This is a genomic window from Pedobacter caeni (genome assembly GCF_900129215.1).
GTDB classification, from domain to species: domain Bacteria; phylum Bacteroidota; class Bacteroidia; order Sphingobacteriales; family Sphingobacteriaceae; genus Pedobacter; species Pedobacter caeni.
Map to the genome: position 1 here is coordinate 18,492 of NZ_FQUQ01000008.1, position 17,803 is coordinate 36,294.

Below are 17,803 nucleotides of genomic sequence, written 5' to 3' on the forward strand. Positions count from 1 at the left end.
TAAGATAATAAATAAACACACAAAATGCTTTGGCTTTATAATATAGGAATCTCATTTTATGGATTAATCGTTAGCGCATTTTCTATATTCAATTCCAAGGCCAAACTATTTAGTCAGGGTCGAAAAAACATCTTTGACCATATAGAAAAAACGATAGATACCACACAAAGGCACATTTGGTTTCATTTTGCTTCATTAGGGGAATTCGAACAGGGAAGACCTGTGCTGGAGAAAATCAAGGAATTACATCCCCAAAAAAGAATAGTGATCACATTTTTCTCCCCATCCGGATATGAGATCAGAAAAAACTATGCCCTTGCAGCAGGCGTTTTCTACTTACCATTGGATACCGCAGGCAATGCAAAAAGATTCATAGCCCTCGTTAATCCGGAAATGGCCATCTTCACCAAGTACGAATTCTGGTACCATTATTTCAGGACACTGAATGAGCAACAGATCCCTTTATACCTGATTTCAGGAATATTCCGGCCGGATCAGATTTTCTTCCGCTGGTATGGCTCCTTTCATCGTAAAATCCTGAGCTTCGCAGATCATTTCTTTGTACAAAACAGAGAAAGTGTGGACTTGCTGAACAGTCTGAAACTGGAAAATGTGAGTTTGAGCGGGGATACCCGTTTTGACCGGGTTGCAGAAAATGCGTTATCGCCTAAAAAGGTAACACTTGTGGAAAACATATGGGCAAAGGACAAGGTGTTCGTTGCCGGATCCACATGGCCATCAGATGAACGTTTAATTGCCACCTTAATCCAGCAACAACCCGATTGGAAGTTCATCATTGCCCCACATGAAATTGATGAGGCCCACATTCAGGAAATTGAAAAGCTCATCCCCGGGGCAGTCCGTTATTCCAATCTGCTTAAGGGTACCAATGTTACCCAAACCTTAATTATAGACAATATAGGTCTGCTCTCTTCCCTGTATCAATATGCCCGCATCTCTTATATCGGAGGAGGTTTTGGTGTAGGAATTCACAATACACTGGAAGCTGCCGCATTTGGAACACCGGTGATATTCGGTCCTAAATACGATAAATTTCAGGAGGCAAAGGACCTTATTGCATTGAACGCAGCAAAGAGTATTGAAACAGAAAACGATCTTTCCGCTGCCTTTATCCACTTTAAGGACAATGAAGAAGCTGGAAAGACCGCTGCAAAATATGTAAACGAAAAAACGGGATCAACCCGTCAGATTCTGGAATTTATAGAAAAGGAGTTTTAGTTTTTAATCATGGCTACCAATGCCTCAATAAATTTAGGGTTATCATTCAGACTGGCAACCAGCTGAACTTCTTCTCCTCCAAGTGCTCTGAATTCTTCATGGTATTCGACACTCACCTCATACAAGGTCTCCAGACAATCGGCCACGAATGCAGGGCAAAATACCAATAGTCTCTTTTTACCCTTTTCAGCCAGTTCCTTTAAAACATCACTGGTGTAAGGTTGTACCCAGGGTTCTTTTCCCAACCTCGATTGGAAACATACAGAATACTTTTCTGAAGGAATATTTAAACGTTTGGCAATCAGCCTTGCCGTATCATGGCATTGTGCAGAATAACAAAACTTATTGACATCAGTTAATGTAGCACAGCAATCATTTTTCTTCAGGCAATGTTGTCCGGTATGGTCACATTTTTTCAACTGACGTTCCGGCAACCCATGGAAGCTGAATAAAATCTGATCATAGCTTTCCGGTTGATACTTTTCTGCGTGTTCCGCGAAAGTATCTATCATCAATTCATTATCATGAAAGGAATTAATGAAACTTATCGGTGGCACCGTTTGCCATTTACCCACCAGTTCCATCACCTTCTGGATCACTGAACCTGTACTGGCCGAAGCGTATTGAGGGAATAATGGGATCACCTGTATGCTTTCTACCAATCCTGCTTTCAGCTTATCCAAAGCAGCAGCGATAGAAGGATTCTGATAGCGCATAGCCAGTTCTACCTGGTACTCGTCACCAAGTTTCTCCTGTACCATAGCCACCTGAATTTTGCTGTAATACAATAATGGAGAGCCATTCTCGTCCCAGATTTCTTTATATAGTTTAGCTGTTTTTGGACTACGGAAAGGAACAATGATACCCTTTACCAGTAATGTTCTTTTGAAGGCATTGATGTCAATTACCCTTTCGTCCATCAGGAATTCATCCAGATATCTTCGTACATCACTCACTTCCGGACTGTCCGGAGTTCCCAAATTCACTAATAATACGCCCTTTTTTCCCATAATTTGAGCAAAAATAACTAATCAATTGATTATAACCCTGTATCTTCTAAGGGAAAACCAATAATTACTTTTTTATGATGTTTAACTGTTTTAATAAGATTCCAACTTTGCTTTAACCTGTTCCATCAGCCACATTGGCGTCGAAGTAGCCCCACAGATTCCAACTTTATCATGCTGAGAGAACCACTCCAGTTCAATCTCTTCTATATTGGAGATAAAGTAAGCATTGGGGTTATATTTTTTGCATACGTCATATAAGACCTTTCCGTTGGAGGATTTTTTACCAGATACGAAGAGGATCTTATCGAAATCAACTACAAACTTCTCTAAATCACCATAGCGGTTAGAAACTTGTCTGCAGATGGTGTCATTTGCTTTTACCTCATACCCCCTGCCGATCAGTTGTTCTTTAATGTGGTAAAACTTGTCAGTACTCTTAGTGGTCTGGCTATACAGCGTAAATTTTGAAGGTAATTCTACTTCGTCCAATTCCGAAAGGTCCTGAAAGACGATGGCTTTCCCATCCGTCTGACCTTGCAAACCGATGACCTCAGCATGCCCGTGTTTACCAAAAATAAGAATCTGTTCATCCTCATCATGAGAGTTTTTAATTCTGTTCTGCAGTTTTAACACTACCGGACAGGAAGCATCAATTAAGATCAGGTTATTCTCTAATGCAAGCTGATAAGTAGAAGGTGCCTCACCATGTGCACGAATCAATACTTTCTCATTTTTCAATCCTTTCAACTGCTCATGGTCAATGATGCGCAAGCCTTTAGCAGTTAAGCGTTTTACTTCCTCGTCGTTGTGTACAATATCGCCCAGGCAATACAGATATTCGTCTTCATCCAGAATATCCTCTGCCATGTCAATCGCATACACCACTCCGAAACAAAAACCTGATGCTTTATCTATAGTTACGGCTAAATCGTATTTCATAAATCAATTATATAGAAATCAATGAGGCTACAAAATTACACAAAAAGAGTTTGATATGCTATTTCTTCTCACCAACACCTAAGAATACCCTGGTCCAGGCGTTCTTAAGCAATAACAATAGTAAGGCCAGCATTTGCAGGGGATGGAGCAAAATATTTGGGACAGGGTTTTGTGAAGACAGGAATGAGGTCATTACTCTCGACAAAAAGATGAGGCCAGCCGGCAGAACTAAAAGTGCGGGCTCCAGCTCCATCACCATTACAATAGGCCCTGCAATCACAAGAGTCAGATAAATCAACGCCACAAAGACATTATTATTGAAGTTCATCATCAGACGCTCAGAAAAAAGATGGAAATCGGGCATCAACCGCTGTTCTTCGAGGTAAATCAACCGGTTTCCCAGCAAAACATCTGCCTTTAACCGCTCCTGTTTAATCCTTTTAACAATTTCCAGTGCCCGGAAGGTTAGACCTTTAACGCTTGTACCCCATTCAAAGTCTCTGTAAATTCCGGCATCGAAAAACAAACAGGATTCATTTGCTGTCGCAAATACCGGGTGATTAATGAGCCTGACCAATCTCAATGGGAATAAGTTCAACAGTACAAAGTCACTTACAGGGTAAATACAGTTTGCTAAAAACCCAATATTTCTTTGTGTAGGAATCACGTTGAGCAAAGCCAGGTTAAACACTTTTGTCCGATAAATCAGACTATGAATAAATCCATTCTTCAGGTTTGTATTCGCCTCCAAAAATAAAAAATAGTCTCCCTTAGCTCGTTTTAGAAAGTCAGTATCTTCAACAGACTGAATGATGATTTGTACATTTTTATAATCCTGTGCTGCTATTGAAGCTAATAATCCTGCGGCTTCAGCTTCGTCTTTCTCTATCCTGACGATGATGGAAACCAAATCTGTAAATTTCCTTCCGTAATTCCCCATTTTCGGGTTGGACAGGAAATTAAACAGGGTGACTGAAAAACGCAATACTAAAAAAACAAGGACAGCATAAATAAAAATGATCATGCCACTTCTTTACTTTGTTTGCTGATGGCATTGCTATAATGCTTGTTATATTCTCTTTTCAACAACTGCAGGCTCATGTATTCCTCAGCTTCCCAATGCAGAAGGTGACTTTCGGCTTTGGGCTTCCTTTTATCAAAATAATCTATGAGGGTAGCAGAGAAAATGATCTGAAACTTCTTTTTGGAAGCATTGATGAGTTGCATTACGCCCCTTTCAAAAGAAATGCTGTTGATATAGCTGGTATGTAGTTTGCCCTGAGGGAATAAAAGCACCAGATTTTTGGGATGATCTAATAATGCTCCCGCATACATTAATGTTTCCAGCACATCTTTGCCCTTGTTTTCAGCAGCAAAGGCACCCAGATATTTTAGAAACCATTGTTTCCGGTAATCTTCATCCGTTACCAATACATGAAATTCTCTTTTAAAAACCACCTTATTCAGTTGGAACATCAGAAAACCATCCCACCAGCTGAAATGATTAGACAAGAGCAGTATGGCTTCATCTTCCTTAAGCTGAAGTCTGTTGTAAGTATAACTGGAAAAGTCCTTCTTTATGATATAAGCAATATACCAGGAAAAGAATTGAAAAATTATTGGGCTTTTACGGGACCGGTACATCCCTCTAAAATGAGAAAAATAAGCCTTAAAAGCAAACCTAACTCAAATAAACCCGATCTTCTTCTCCTTCAACATCGATCACCACATCAACATGTTCTTTTAAAACAGTCGACATTTGCAGTCCTACAAAGTCTGTAGCAATGGGGAATATTTTGTGACTTCTATCCACCAATACAACCGTTCTGATCTTTTTATGAGGGGTATTAAGAAACACGCCCAGACCATAAGCCAGTGTTTTTCCACTATTCAACACATCATCCACTAAAATGATCACCTTATTTTTCCAGTGACTTTCGTCTAAATCTGTATTGGCAACGAGCTTGGTATTTAAACGGTCGAGGTCGATCTTAAGCATGATGATCTTAAGATCGGAAATCTTAGACAGCACTTTCTTTAAGCGTAAAGCTATTTTATAGCCCCTATCCCATATCCCGGCGAGTACAATTTCCTTCTCATTCAGGTTATCTTCCAACACCTGGTAAGCAATCCTGTTAATCTTCTGTTGTATCTGCTTCTTATCAAGAACAAGCAATTGAGATTCTGCCATTTGTTATTTCATTGTTTATACTACAAAAAGAACGATTTTAAGGGGCATATTCAAATATTTGAAAAATAATTTCTAAATGTTGCAACGTTTCGGGTATCCCTGCGTCTAATCTATATAAACCTTAACAAAAAACCACCATGAAAAGTACACCCATATTCAAATACGCCCTCCCTGTACTTCTGGCATTTTCCATAAATACATTAACAGCAACGGCACAGCAGAACAAAGATGTTGCCCTGACCAACTTCAATGAAGTCAATGTGGCCAGTGGAATAGACCTTTACCTGACACAAAGCAATTCAGAAAACATCAAAATCACCGGACATGAAGAGCTGGTTAAAAATGTAGAAATAGAGAAGAGCGGATCTGCACTGAACATCAGGTATAAGAAGAATATCAGCTGGCAGAGAATGTTTAAAGGTCAGACTTTAAAAGTATACATCAATTATAAAAACCTTCAGGCCATTACCGCCAGTGGAGGAAGTGACGTTTATGGGCAAAACACTTTAAAAGCAGCTTCCCTTAAAATACGGGCTTCAGGAGGTTCTGATATCAAACTGGATATCGCCGCAAAAGACCTGGAAGTAACTGTGAGTGGTGGTTCTGATGCCGATTTAAAAGGAACAGCAACCAATATGAACATCCAGTCAAGCGGTGGTTCCGATGTGAATGCCCTCGGTTTGGTATCCGAATATGCTAAAGTATCTGCGAGTGGTGGTTCTGATGCGAACGTACATGTGACAAAAGGACTGGAAGCCAGTGCAAGTGGCGGAAGTGATGTCAATTACAAAGGAGATCCTGCAGTAAATAAAACATCATCTTCGAAAAGCGGAGACGTAAGGAGAATAAAATAAATTTAGATATTAGTTTTTAGTTTATCCCTGCACAGGAATTCCTGGCAGGGATTTTTTTATATCTGTTTTTTATATGGATAATAAATGAAATTGGCTCCTTCAGGAACGATGACAAATACACACATATAATCTTCCGGCTTTTTGTAGCTTCTCAGAAACAAAGCTTTCTTTTCAGGATTGATGATTCCTTTTTCAACAAACTCATCCATTGTAGAAGCCTGGATCGTCCAGTCGGTATTCAGTTCTTTCCTGTCCAGGATCACTTCCCCAATGCTCACCGTGTGCTGATGGGCAACAAAGATCGGATGTGTAGAAATTCCTTCCGACATGATGGCTACAGAAACTTCTTTAACAGAGTCTGAATATAGCTCAAGGTCTTTTTCTAAACTCACCAGCGGACTCTGTTTCTTTGGCTCTTCTTTTGAACCCTCCGGCTGCTGTGGCAATAACTCTTCAATATCCATTCTAATATATCTTATTTGCTTAAAGGACTTCCTGGGAAGTGCTTCCTGTAAATTTTAACAAAACTACATTTTCAACATGCTGTGTATGAGGGAACATATCAACGGGCTTAATGCGAACCACTTCATATTTCTCTTTTAACAAAGCCAGATCCCTTGCCTGTGTAGCTGCATTACAGCTTACATAAACGATCTTCTCCGCTTCCATCTCCAATAATCGCGCAACCACATCGGCATGCATTCCTGCTCTCGGCGGATCAGTAATGACCACATCCGGCTTACCGTGTTCTGCAATAAACTGAGTGGTCAGGATATCTTTCATATCACCGGCATAAAAAACAGTATTGTCAATGCCGTTCAACTCAGAGTTGAATTTAGCATCTTCAATCGCAGTAGGTACATATTCCACACCAATCACCTGTTTTACGCTTGAAGCTACAAAGTTGGCAATCGTTCCTGCCCCTGTATATAAATCATAAACCAGTTCATCTCCGGAAAAACCCGCAAACTCTTTGGTGATCTTATAAAGTTCATGTGCCTGTGCAGAATTTGTCTGATAGAATGATTTTGCACCGATCTTAAATTTCAGTCCGTTCATTTCCTCAAAGATGTGATCTCTACCTGCATAGGTCAGCACTTCCTGATCGAAGATCGTATCGTTTTTCTTTTGATTGATGATGTATAAAAGCGAAGTGATTTCAGGAAAATTAACTTTCAGGTGCTCCATCAATCCTTCTGCCTGCTCCTGCGATACATAAGCAAACACCACCACTACCATGACCTCTCCTGTGGAAGAAGTCCTGATGATCAGGTTCCTCAGGCTTCCTTCATGATTGCGAAGATCGTAAAAGCTCAGGCCATTTTCCAGCGCATAGCTTCTCACCGTATTTCTCAAAGTATTTGAAGGCTCTGCCTGTAAATAACAATGCTCAATATCAAGGATTTTATCAAAACGCAAAGGAACATGAAAGCCAAGGGCATTCATTTCCAGTTCTGCTTTCTCCGCCGAAGCTTCATCTTCATTTTCTGTAACCGCATCTGCTGCTGGCATGTCCTGTTTATTCAGCCAGCGTTTATTAGAAAAAGTATATTCCAGTTTATTACGGTAATATTTATTCTCTGCGGAGCCTAATATCGGCTCCATAGCAGAAGTATCAATCTTGGCGAGTCTTTGCAAAGCAGCCTCAACATTCTTGTGCTTGAATGTCAATTGTGCGTCGTATCCCATGTGTTGCCATTTACAGCCACCACAGGTTCCGAAATGCTGACAAAAAGGATCAGTTCTCAATTCCGAGCTTTCGTGTAATGATTCAATTACCGCTTCAGCAAAATTCTTCTTTTTCTTTACTACACGAACGTCCACAACGTCGCCCGGGACAGCCTTATCCACAAATACCACCAATTCATCTGCTTTACCTACCCCTTTGCCTTCTTCGGCAATATCAATAATTCTTAAATTGGGAATAATGGTTACCGTTCCGGATTTTCTATTTCTACTCATTATGCCGCAAATTTAAGATTTTTTTCATTGGAATATATACTTGTTTTTCAATGGCCTTTATGTGCTTACCAGCTCAGCTTATCACGGTTTGTAAACGCCAGGCCTACGATGGTTTCAATGGAATGTAATTACTTTTAGCAGCGATGAGCTGATCATAAGCAGTTGGCAGCGACAATAGGAGAAAAAAAGGGGAATCCGAATTTTAAGACATAAGGATTTCCTGCCGGCAGTTTAACGCCTTTTAAACAAGAAATCGGGATATCAGTTTCTACTTATCAAAAACACTTAGGATTAAACCAAAAATGCCTTCAACGAGGTTAAAGCTCATATCAAACTTCTCATCAACTAAAACAGAAATCTCTAAAACTTCTTTACTCATTGTCTTATTCATTGATAATGACGCTAATATAAAGCTATTTATACCAAATACCAAAACGGTATACGTTAAGTTTATGTCAAATAATTTTAAACACATTTATAATTATGTACCTTCAAATCATGAAGAAAATGTTTTTTTTAATGCTTTTCAGCATAAGCACGATGACTTATGCGCAGGAAAAAACCGGGGCAAAACAGTTTTGGGAAAACCTGAAGAAACATTGTGGAAAATCTTATGAAGGCAGTATCTCTGCAGGTGTGGGAAACGATGATTTCAGCAATAAAACGTTGATTATGCATGTCCGTTCCTGTGAAGACAATACGATCAGAATTCCATTTTTTGTAGGGGAAAACAAATCCAGAACCTGGGTGCTGACTTTTGCCAATGACCGGATTACGCTCAAACATGACCATCGCCATGAGGATGGTTCAGAAGATAAAGTAACACAATATGGTGGAACAGCTTCCAATTCCGGATTGCCGGAAATTCAGGTTTTTCCTGCAGATCAACAAACTGCAAGCCTGCTGCCCAATGCTTCAACCAATGTATGGTGGATCACACTGGATAAAGATGTTTTTTCTTATAACCTGAGAAGAATAGGCTCAGACAGACTATTTACAGTGAAGTTTGACTTATCTAAAACCGTAGATACGCCTTCCGCTCCCTGGGGATGGAAGGAAAAATAGCTTATAAAGCAGCTTTAACGAGAAAAGGCAATAGTTCCTTCTGGAAGCTCACGAAGTTTTTCCGTACATCAGAATCACTCACAGAAGTAAAGGCGAATGAAAATACAATGCTCTTACTTGCTTTCAATAAAAAAGCCAATCCTTCTTTTCTGGAAGGATTATTCTTAAAGTGATCCAGTTCAAGGTAAGCAGAAAGCAACAGAGACTCCAGCTGATCTGAAAGGTGTTTTAAAAACTCCTGAGAGTTGGCATTCTCCCTTACAAAATCCCAACCTATAAATTCATTACAAACCGTATAAGTCAGCCTGCAGGTTTTCATAACAAGGGCTTTCAAATGCTCTTCTTCATTTGCAAACTGAGCTTTGTTTTTAAGGATTTCGTGTAGGTTCAAATCCAGATAATCCATTAGAATGGCATCCAATACCTGCTCCTTACTCTCAAAATACTTATATATCGTTGCTTTGGCTATACGTGCTTTCTTCGCAATCTCGTTTACACTTGTTTTGTGATACCCGTATTTCCTGAATAACTCTTTAGCTGCTCTAATTATACTTTCTTTAATTTTCTCTGGTTCCATCAATTAGATACATTTATCATGTCATCGCTCCCTATATGGACACGATATGATTTTAAATAACGTACTGCTGGTGCCTTCGAAGGGCTACCATCAATAAGTGAAAATTTAGCCCCTGAACAAGGATCGGTAGCAGTAAATCTGTTATCTGCAACTACTTGACAACGTTGTTCAGGATTGACAGAACTACAACGGTCAAATGCGACATAACTACGGGGAGCGACCTCAATAATAATTAAACCGGCAACCCCATAATTATCTACAGTTAGAATACCATTTGTCGTCTTAGCAGACTCAATCTTGAATTGTTGTATAGAAATACGATAATTCACAAGAATATTAGGAATATAGCTCCCTTCATCCTTGCCACAACCGGCAAAAAGTAACAACAGCATCAGTGCTCCGGTTATCCTTTTGATCATTATTATATCAATGAGGTTTTATATTGTTTCAGGAATCTTGCATCATTCTCAGAGAATAATCTCAAATCTTTAATTTCAAACTTAAGATTCGCAATTCTTTCAATTCCCATTCCGAATGCAAAACCACTGTATTTTTTTGAATCAATACCGCAATTCTCCAATACATTAGGATCTACCATTCCACAACCCAGAATCTCAACCCATCCACTGTATTTACACATCTGGCATCCTGCTCCTTTACAAATGGTACAGGAAATATCCATCTCCGCAGAAGGTTCTGTGAAAGGGAAATAAGAAGGACGGAAACGAACTTTAGTTCCTTCTCCATACAATTCCTGTACAAAATAGAATAAGGTCTGTTTCAGATCTGCAAAAGAAACATTTTCATCCACATACAATCCTTCCACCTGATGGAAGAAACAATGTGCCCTTGCGGATATGGCTTCATTACGATAAACACGTCCCGGCATAATTGCCCTGAATGGTGGTTTTCCTGCTTCCATCATTCTTACCTGGACGGAAGAAGTATGGGTACGCAAAGCGATGTCACCCTTTTCTCCACCTTTTTTGATGAAGAAGGTATCCTGCATATCACGTGCCGGATGTTCTTCAGGGAAATTGAGCGCAGAGAAGTTATGCCAGTCGTCCTCAATTTCGGGACCTTCAGCAACAATAAAACCTAGTTTATTAAATATTTCTACAATTTCTCTTCTTACCAGAGCCAAAGGATGGCGTGCACCAACCTCAAAACCTTCACCTGGTAAAGTCAGATCCAGACCTGAGTCTTTAGCAGTATCAGCCACTTCAGTCAGGTCTTTAAGCGATTGATATTTAGCCTCTGCCAATTGCTTAAATTCATTTAAAACCTTGCCTAAGGTTCTTTTTTCCTCAGGAGAAACAGCTTTAAATTCATCAAAAATATCTTTGATAATTCCTTTTGTACCAAGGAACTTAATACGGAATTGTTCTAATTCATCTGCATGATCAGTAGAAAATGCATTTATTTCGGCGGTATATTGTGTTATCTTCTCTTGTAACATGAGGCCAAATATACAGCTATTTATACAATATTTTTATAATCGCTGAGTCCAAAAATCAACTTGAAGATGATCTCCAACAGGAAAATGGACTCAGCGCTATATTTTAAATCACGCCAAGCGCTTTACCAACTTTGGTAAATGCAGCGATTGCTTTGTCTAAATGGTGTTGTTCATGAGCTGCAGACAACTGTACACGAATCCTCGCTTTACCTTGTCCAACTACAGGATAGTAGAATCCAATAACATAAATACCTTCTTCCAGCATTTGTGCCGCAAACTCCTGTGCTAATTTTGCATCATACAGCATCACCGGAACAATCGGATGAACGCCTTCTTTAATGTCAAAACCTGCTTCAGTCATTTTCTTACGAAAATAAACTGTATTGCTTTCCAGCTTATCTCTTAAATCAGTGGTCTCACTCAGCATATCCAACACCGCAACAGAAGCACCGGCAATCGCTGGAGCTAAGGTATTAGAGAATAAATAAGGACGTGAGCGCTGACGTAACATGTCAATAATTTCTTTTTTACCCGCAGTAAAACCTCCGGAAGCACCACCCAATGCTTTACCTAAAGTACCGGTAATGATGTCTACCCTATCCATCACATTAAAATGCTCATGGGTTCCGCGGCCTGTCTTTCCGATGAAACCGGTACAGTGCGACTCATCGATCATCACCAATGCTTCATATTTATCAGCAAGGTCACAGATCTGATCCAATGGCGCAACCACCCCATCCATTGAAAAAGCACCATCAGTAACAATAATACGGTGTCTGGCATCTTTAGCGGCAATCAATTGCTGCTCCAGATCTGCCATATCTGCATTTTTATACCTGAAACGTTTTGCTTTACACAGACGTACCCCGTCAATAATAGAAGCATGGTTCAGTTCATCTGAAATGATGGCATCCTGATCGTTAAATAAAGGCTCAAACACCCCACCGTTTGCATCAAAAGCCGCAGCATATAAAATGGTATCTTCTGTACCTAAGAATTGAGAAAGCTTTGCTTCCAACTCTTTATGCACATCCTGAGTACCACAGATAAAGCGTACCGATGACATGCCGTAGCCGTATTTATCAATTGCTTTTTTAGCCGCTTCAGTTACACGTGGATCAGAGGATAGCCCCAGATAGTTGTTTGCACAGAAGTTGATCACTTCCTGTCCTGTACTCACTTTAATGTCTGCACCTTGTGGTGTAACAATTACACGTTCACGTTTAAATAAACCGTCTTTTTCTATTTGCTCCAGTTCTTGTTGCAGAACGGGTTGTAATGTTTTATACATACTATTATTTGCTTGTTGCAACCAAAGTTATAAAAATATCGTCTTCCAGTGATAACCTTATTTAATCATCAATAACAAACTTTAACAAGATTATTGTGTTAACTAACATTAACATAACGATATTTAGGCCTTAATATACACATGAAGAGAATCCATCTAACGTTTTTAATCATATTCAGCAGTATCGGCGCCCTATTTGCACAGGAATTTAAATTGAAAGGAAGTATTAAAGACACCGATGGAACAGCAGTTCCTTTTGTTTCAATATACATTAAGAATACCACTAAAGGAACCTCAGCCAATGTTGATGGGGTCTACTCCCTGGCATTAGACAAGGGCACCTTTAATATTGTGTTCAAGGCCATTGGTTATAAAGCCATAGAAAAGGAGATCAGCATTGCTGAAAACACCACAGAAGATGTCGTACTGACTGCCGAGGCATACACTCTTTCGGGAGTAACCATCGATGGCAATGCAGAAGACCCTGCCTATGAGATTATCCGCCAGGCCATAAAAAAAAGGAAAGAACACTTAACAGAAGTAAAAGCATATACCACTGATGTTTATATTAAAGGTGTACAAAAACTGGTGGGTGCCCCGAAGAAATTCTTCGGAAGAGATGTTCGAAAAACCCTGGACCTGGATACCAACAGGAAAGGAATATTATACTTATCTGAATCCACCTCTACTTTTGCCTTTGAACGCCCGGGGAAAATCCATGAAGAAATGATTTCCTCGAAAATTTCCGGACGGAACAATGCGTTTAGCTTTAACAAAGCCTCCGACCTGATTATTAACTTCTATGACAACATCCTGTTAGATAATTCGATGAGTGCGCGGGGATTTGTGTCTCCTATTTCTGATCATGCATTGCGTTATTACCGATATAAATTATTGGGTACGAGTATTGAAAACGGAGCAACCATTAATAAGATCCAAATCATTCCCAGAAGGGAGCATGACCCTGTATTCAGGGGAATCATCTATATTAAAGAGGACAGCTGGCACCTGGTAAATGCCAATGTTTACCTTACCGCAAACTCAGGAATCAACCTAATAGATACGTTAAAGATCTCCCAGCAATTTCTGAAAGTGGAAGACACGTATATGCCTTCCAATATGAACTTCCAGTTTAACGGAAATGTTTTTGGTTTTAAGTTTGAAGGATACTATGCAGGGGTTTATAGCAATTACAACATCCATCCCAACTTCCCCAGGAATTATTTTAATGGTGAGATCTTAAAAATCACCAAAGCCGTAAATAAAAAGGATTCTCTTTTCTGGCTGAACAACAGACCCATCCCACTCACGCCCGAAGAGAGCCGTGATTATATCAGAAAAGATAGCATTGCTGCTTTAAAGACTTCTAAGCGCTACCTGGATTCCCTGGAAAAGGCAAATAATAAATTTGGGATTGCTAAAATGCTGATTACCGGATATACCATTAATAACCGCTATGAACACAAACGACTGAGGCTTGACCCCATCCTCCCTGCTCTATTTTACAACACAGTAGAGGGGTTTGGAGCAAGATACGGTGTTACTTATACCAAAGACCTGGAATACGGTGCTTTCTATAGCATCCGTCCGGAGGTCAGGTACGGGTTTTCCAACAAGCTGCTCACCGGATCCTTAAGTGGAAATTATTTTTATGATCCTATAAAACGTGCGAGCATTAGTGCCAGCGCCGGCTCCGGAATCTATGACCTCAACAATTATGGAAGTATGAGTTTACTATCCAACTCCTTCAACTCTTTATTCTTCGAAACCAACTTCTCTAAATTCTATAAAAAGGAATTTGCAAATATTGAAACCAGCAGAGAACTGACCAATGGATTACAGGCCACCATATCTGCTGAATTTAACCGGAATACCAATCTGGTAAATACCACCACTTATAAGATCAAAGATCTAAAGGGAGAAACTTTCAGCTCTAATAACCCTTTTAGTCCGGAGGTAGAAAGCCCATTGTTCCCCACCTATGAAGCCTTTATACTGAATGCTTCCCTTACTTATACCGTCGGACAAAGCTATATTACCCGCCCTGAACGGAAGATTTATCAGGAGTCAAAATATCCAAGCATTCGCGTATCTTACAAAAAGGCCTTTAAAGGTATCCTGAGCAGTGATGTCGACTATGATCTGATCTCTGCTGAGGTCTATCAAAATAAGATCAATTCCGGATTATGGGGTTATTCCTCCTTTGTAGTGGGTGCAGGGAAATTCCTGAACAACGCACAGGTATACTACCCCGAATTTCAACACTTCAGAGGAAACAACTCCTTGTTTGGCTTACCTGAATTGAGAAAATTCCTTTTCCTTGATTTTTACTTATACAGCACAGACAGAGCATACTTTGAAGCACATTTTGAACATAACTTTTCCGGATTTTTCACAAACAAGGTGCCATTGCTCCGAAAATTGAAACTGGAGGAGCTTGCCGGTGTCAGCTATCTTAGCCAGCCTTTAAAAAGAAACTACACGGAGTTCTATTTTGGTCTGCAACGTTTGATCTTCCGGGCAGCATACGGCTTTGCCTATGATGGCAATAAAAGGGTAAATCATGGCTTCAGACTTTCTTACGGTTTTTAAAAAAGGATCAACAAGGCAATCAGGTGTTGCCTTGTTGATCCTTCTCAATCAATTCTCCATACTCATCATCCGGTGATAAATACTCATGATGAGCTCTGCCGGAAAATAACTGTAATCCTTATTTTTAATCTCGGCTTCGAAAGGCAATACATTCCAGCCCTCATCTCCTTTAATTTTAAATTCATGGACTACATGAATACATTCCAATAGTTTCTCCAGTAGTTCATACATGGGAAAAGAAAGATGTCCGTTATCCCGTTCCTCAGACATTGGAGTTGAACGGACACTATAGAACAGAATCAGATCCAGTTCATCCTGCCATTCCGTAAGACTTTGGTATTGAAAGATATCATCAAATACAAGTTTTACATTATTGATTTCCTGGTCTTCCAGCACACGGCAGGACTTCATTACATCATTCGACAATCTTTTCCTCAGCTCTATAAAAGAAGTTTCTCTCCACATCCCCCTACTCTGGAAAAGTGGATCACCTTCTACGATATACAATTCCACAAACTCATTATTTAACATTAACCAGGCCATCTCAAGAAACCTGGTAATATGTTGATGCACACACATTAGTCTGGAACGGTCATATACTTTTTCTTTTCCATAATCCGAATTGGTAAAGGACAGGGTTAACAACAACCGGAGTTCCTGCCTGAACAATTCCAGGTCAGTTACATCAAAAAACTCTTCCACCACCAATAAAGGGTTTTCTATTTCTTCTTTTCCTAAATACCTGAATGTGGGATTTTCTAATCCCTCGTGACGTTTTTTCATAATAATGATTTTTAATTAACAGTATAACAATTATAGTTTAAAACATTATATTAGCTAAATAATTAATGCAATCTTACGCATTATTAATCAAAAGACAAATCAATTAAGAAAATAAATAAAACTATGAGGAAAAACATTTATTTAGAGACCGAAAAAACAGGCGCCAGGCTTAAAGAAGCCAGACTGGCCAAACAGATGACCCTATCTGAGTTTTATACTCCTATTACTAAACATATAGGGAATTGCTCTTCCATTGAAAGTGGAAGAAGAAGAATCGGAAAACGATTATCAAAAGAAATTCTGGAACACCACAGAATCAACCCCAGGTACCTTAATACAGGTATGGGAGAAATGTTCCTGAAATCTGATGATCCCAATGAACAGCTTCCCCATCTGGAAGAAGGTGTCCCTTATTTTAACATTAACTTTAGTGAAATGACTTTTGGAGAACTTCAGGTATTTCAGGAGCCACCTGAATACTATGTAAATTACCGCCCTTTCAATGATTGTGACGCTTACCTTCCTATATATGGAGATAGCATGTATCCTAAATTTACAAGTGGGGAGATCATTATTGTAAAAGAAATCAGGAACCGCGATGTCATTCAATGGGGCGAAGCCTACCTGATCGTAACCGATGAACGGGCGAATAACATCACGACCGTAAAATTATTATTTGAACATCCGAATTCAGAGCAGATTGTCTTGCGATCGCTAAACCCCGATTATAAAGGAGATACCGTGCTTCAAAGGGCAGTCATCAAGAGAATGTTCCTGGTCAAGGGAAAAGTAACCAGGAATCACTTGTAATCGGGAATCACTTATAAACCTCCGGGTTGACTACAAATGGAATCCGTTCCCCTTTCAAACCTGCAATAATATTTCTGGCAGCCAGAACAGACATTGCCGCGCGGGTTTCTTCTGTAGCAGAACCGATATGAGGAAGAACAGATACATTCGGCATATTGAGCAGCGGATGGTCCGGACGCATGGGTTCAGGATTGGTTACATCTAATCCTGCTCCCCAAATCTGCTGTTCCTGTAATGCCTTTAACAAGTCTCCCTCCTTATGAATGGCCCCCCTTGCGGTATTGATAAAAATCGCATGGGGTTTCATCTTCTCAAAAGCAAACCAATCAAACTTTCCTTCAGTTTCCGGGGTTAAAGCGGTATGAACGGTAAGGACATCACTTTGTTCCAATAACTCATCAAAAGAAACCCAGTGTGCATTTAATTCTTTTTCGGCAGGTTCATTTCTGCTTCTGTTGTGATAGATGATTTTCATATCAAATGCTCCGACACAACATTTTGCCATTTCCAATCCGATTTTCCCCAGGCCAAAAACACCCAATGTTTTACCTCTCAATTCTATTCCCAGGTTTTCTGTAGGATCAAAAAAGCCCCATTCTCCTTTAATAATACTTTTATGCATATAAAAAGCTTTTCTGGAAGTTGCCAGCATCAGCAAAAAAGCAGTATCAGCAGTTGCGGCACTCAACACACCAGGCGTATTCCCAATTGGAATCTTAACTGCAGTAGCCGCAGTTACATCCACATGATCATAACCGACAGAATGCAGGGCAATCACTTTTAAATGAGAGGAAGCCTCAAGAAAGTCTTTGTCCAGCCGGGTACTTACGCTCAACAAAGCATCACAGTCTCTGGTATGCGCGATTAACTCTTCCTGGCTCAACCCTCTCTTTTCTTTCCATTCTTCCACTTCAATACCTGCATCAATCATCAATTTTCGTCCTTCTTCCGGAATAACTCTGGTTACAAATACTTTCATAAATACTGTTATATATAAAAATCAACAACCCTTTTGGGTCAAATGTTCTGTA

18 protein-coding genes are annotated in these 17,803 nt (G+C 39.8%); 5 read left to right on the plus strand and 13 right to left on the minus strand.

The window, feature by feature from the left end:
• The first annotated feature begins 24 nt into the window (after positions 1 to 24).
• Positions 25 to 1,239: a 3-deoxy-D-manno-octulosonic acid transferase gene (locus BUC20_RS30635; RefSeq protein ID WP_073237734.1), complete on the plus strand. Its 1,215-nt coding sequence runs from the start codon at positions 25 to 27 to the stop codon at positions 1,237 to 1,239.
• On the opposite strand, the gene hemH is transcribed toward BUC20_RS30635, so the two are convergent.
• The 5 genes from hemH to BUC20_RS30660 form a co-directional block, all read right to left on the minus strand.
• Positions 1,236 to 2,249 (minus strand): ferrochelatase, encoded by a 1,014-nt coding sequence (gene hemH / locus BUC20_RS30640; RefSeq protein ID WP_073237737.1) that lies wholly within the window; start codon positions 2,247 to 2,249, stop codon positions 1,236 to 1,238. The two genes, BUC20_RS30635 and hemH, sit on opposite strands and share 4 nt — an antisense overlap.
• A gap of 90 nt (positions 2,250 to 2,339) precedes the next feature.
• Positions 2,340 to 3,188: a 4-hydroxy-3-methylbut-2-enyl diphosphate reductase gene (locus BUC20_RS30645; protein WP_073237740.1), complete on the minus strand. Its 849-nt coding sequence runs from the start codon at positions 3,186 to 3,188 to the stop codon at positions 2,340 to 2,342.
• A gap of 58 nt (positions 3,189 to 3,246) precedes the next feature.
• The gene (locus BUC20_RS30650; protein ID WP_073237743.1) at positions 3,247 to 4,212 is read right to left on the minus strand and encodes a hypothetical protein; all 966 of its coding nucleotides are present in this window, start codon (positions 4,210 to 4,212) and stop codon (positions 3,247 to 3,249) included.
• Positions 4,209 to 4,832: a 1-acyl-sn-glycerol-3-phosphate acyltransferase gene (locus BUC20_RS30655; protein WP_073237745.1), complete on the minus strand. Its 624-nt coding sequence runs from the start codon at positions 4,830 to 4,832 to the stop codon at positions 4,209 to 4,211. The genes BUC20_RS30650 and BUC20_RS30655 overlap by 4 nt, the downstream gene beginning before the upstream one ends.
• Positions 4,833 to 4,869: 37 nt before the next feature.
• On the minus strand, positions 4,870 to 5,379 hold the full coding sequence (locus BUC20_RS30660; protein WP_073237747.1) for a phosphoribosyltransferase family protein: 510 nt from the start codon (positions 5,377 to 5,379) through the stop codon (positions 4,870 to 4,872).
• A gap of 137 nt (positions 5,380 to 5,516) precedes the next feature.
• Here BUC20_RS30660 and BUC20_RS30665 point away from each other — a divergent pair, with 137 nt between their 5' ends.
• On the plus strand, positions 5,517 to 6,233 hold the full coding sequence (locus BUC20_RS30665; RefSeq protein ID WP_073237750.1) for a head GIN domain-containing protein: 717 nt from the start codon (positions 5,517 to 5,519) through the stop codon (positions 6,231 to 6,233).
• 56 nt (positions 6,234 to 6,289) lie between these two features.
• On the opposite strand, the gene BUC20_RS30670 is transcribed toward BUC20_RS30665, so the two are convergent.
• Together BUC20_RS30670 and rlmD are read right to left on the minus strand one after the other, a co-directional pair.
• On the minus strand, positions 6,290 to 6,697 hold the full coding sequence (locus BUC20_RS30670) for a hypothetical protein (RefSeq protein WP_073237753.1): 408 nt from the start codon (positions 6,695 to 6,697) through the stop codon (positions 6,290 to 6,292).
• A gap of 19 nt (positions 6,698 to 6,716) precedes the next feature.
• On the minus strand, positions 6,717 to 8,195 hold the full coding sequence (gene rlmD / locus BUC20_RS30675) for a 23S rRNA (uracil(1939)-C(5))-methyltransferase RlmD (RefSeq protein WP_073237756.1): 1,479 nt from the start codon (positions 8,193 to 8,195) through the stop codon (positions 6,717 to 6,719).
• 498 nt (positions 8,196 to 8,693) lie between these two features.
• Here rlmD and BUC20_RS30685 point away from each other — a divergent pair, with 498 nt between their 5' ends.
• Positions 8,694 to 9,260: a hypothetical protein gene (locus BUC20_RS30685; protein WP_073238397.1), complete on the plus strand. Its 567-nt coding sequence runs from the start codon at positions 8,694 to 8,696 to the stop codon at positions 9,258 to 9,260.
• Position 9,261: 1 nt separating this feature from the next.
• Here BUC20_RS30685 and BUC20_RS30690 read toward each other — a convergent pair whose 3' ends face one another.
• The 4 genes from BUC20_RS30690 to kbl form a co-directional block, all read right to left on the minus strand.
• Positions 9,262 to 9,837 (minus strand): TetR/AcrR family transcriptional regulator, encoded by a 576-nt coding sequence (locus tag BUC20_RS30690; protein ID WP_073237758.1) that lies wholly within the window; start codon positions 9,835 to 9,837, stop codon positions 9,262 to 9,264.
• Positions 9,837 to 10,256, minus strand: a complete 420-nt coding sequence (locus tag BUC20_RS30695; RefSeq protein WP_073237761.1) for a Rieske (2Fe-2S) protein — start codon at positions 10,254 to 10,256, stop codon at positions 9,837 to 9,839. Before BUC20_RS30695 ends, BUC20_RS30690 begins: the two co-directional genes overlap by 1 nt.
• A gap of 2 nt (positions 10,257 to 10,258) precedes the next feature.
• The gene (pheS, locus tag BUC20_RS30700; RefSeq protein ID WP_073237764.1) at positions 10,259 to 11,296 is read right to left on the minus strand and encodes a phenylalanine--tRNA ligase subunit alpha; all 1,038 of its coding nucleotides are present in this window, start codon (positions 11,294 to 11,296) and stop codon (positions 10,259 to 10,261) included.
• A 103-nt stretch (positions 11,297 to 11,399) separates the two neighbouring features.
• Positions 11,400 to 12,587 carry a glycine C-acetyltransferase gene (kbl, locus tag BUC20_RS30705; protein WP_073237767.1) on the minus strand — a complete coding sequence of 396 codons (1,188 nt, stop codon included), beginning with the start codon at positions 12,585 to 12,587 and terminating at the stop codon, positions 11,400 to 11,402.
• Positions 12,588 to 12,728: 141 nt separating this feature from the next.
• Between kbl and BUC20_RS30710 the strand changes: the two genes are divergently transcribed.
• On the plus strand, positions 12,729 to 15,179 hold the full coding sequence (locus BUC20_RS30710; protein ID WP_073237769.1) for a DUF5686 and carboxypeptidase regulatory-like domain-containing protein: 2,451 nt from the start codon (positions 12,729 to 12,731) through the stop codon (positions 15,177 to 15,179).
• 48 nt (positions 15,180 to 15,227) lie between these two features.
• On the opposite strand, the gene BUC20_RS30715 is transcribed toward BUC20_RS30710, so the two are convergent.
• Positions 15,228 to 15,962, minus strand: a complete 735-nt coding sequence (locus BUC20_RS30715; RefSeq protein WP_073237772.1) for a hypothetical protein — start codon at positions 15,960 to 15,962, stop codon at positions 15,228 to 15,230.
• 123 nt (positions 15,963 to 16,085) lie between these two features.
• Between BUC20_RS30715 and BUC20_RS30720 the strand changes: the two genes are divergently transcribed.
• Positions 16,086 to 16,772 (plus strand): LexA family transcriptional regulator, encoded by a 687-nt coding sequence (locus tag BUC20_RS30720; protein WP_073237775.1) that lies wholly within the window; start codon positions 16,086 to 16,088, stop codon positions 16,770 to 16,772.
• A gap of 7 nt (positions 16,773 to 16,779) precedes the next feature.
• On the opposite strand, the gene BUC20_RS30725 is transcribed toward BUC20_RS30720, so the two are convergent.
• Positions 16,780 to 17,751 (minus strand): 2-hydroxyacid dehydrogenase, encoded by a 972-nt coding sequence (locus tag BUC20_RS30725; RefSeq protein WP_073237778.1) that lies wholly within the window; start codon positions 17,749 to 17,751, stop codon positions 16,780 to 16,782.
• Positions 17,752 to 17,803 lie beyond the last annotated feature (52 nt).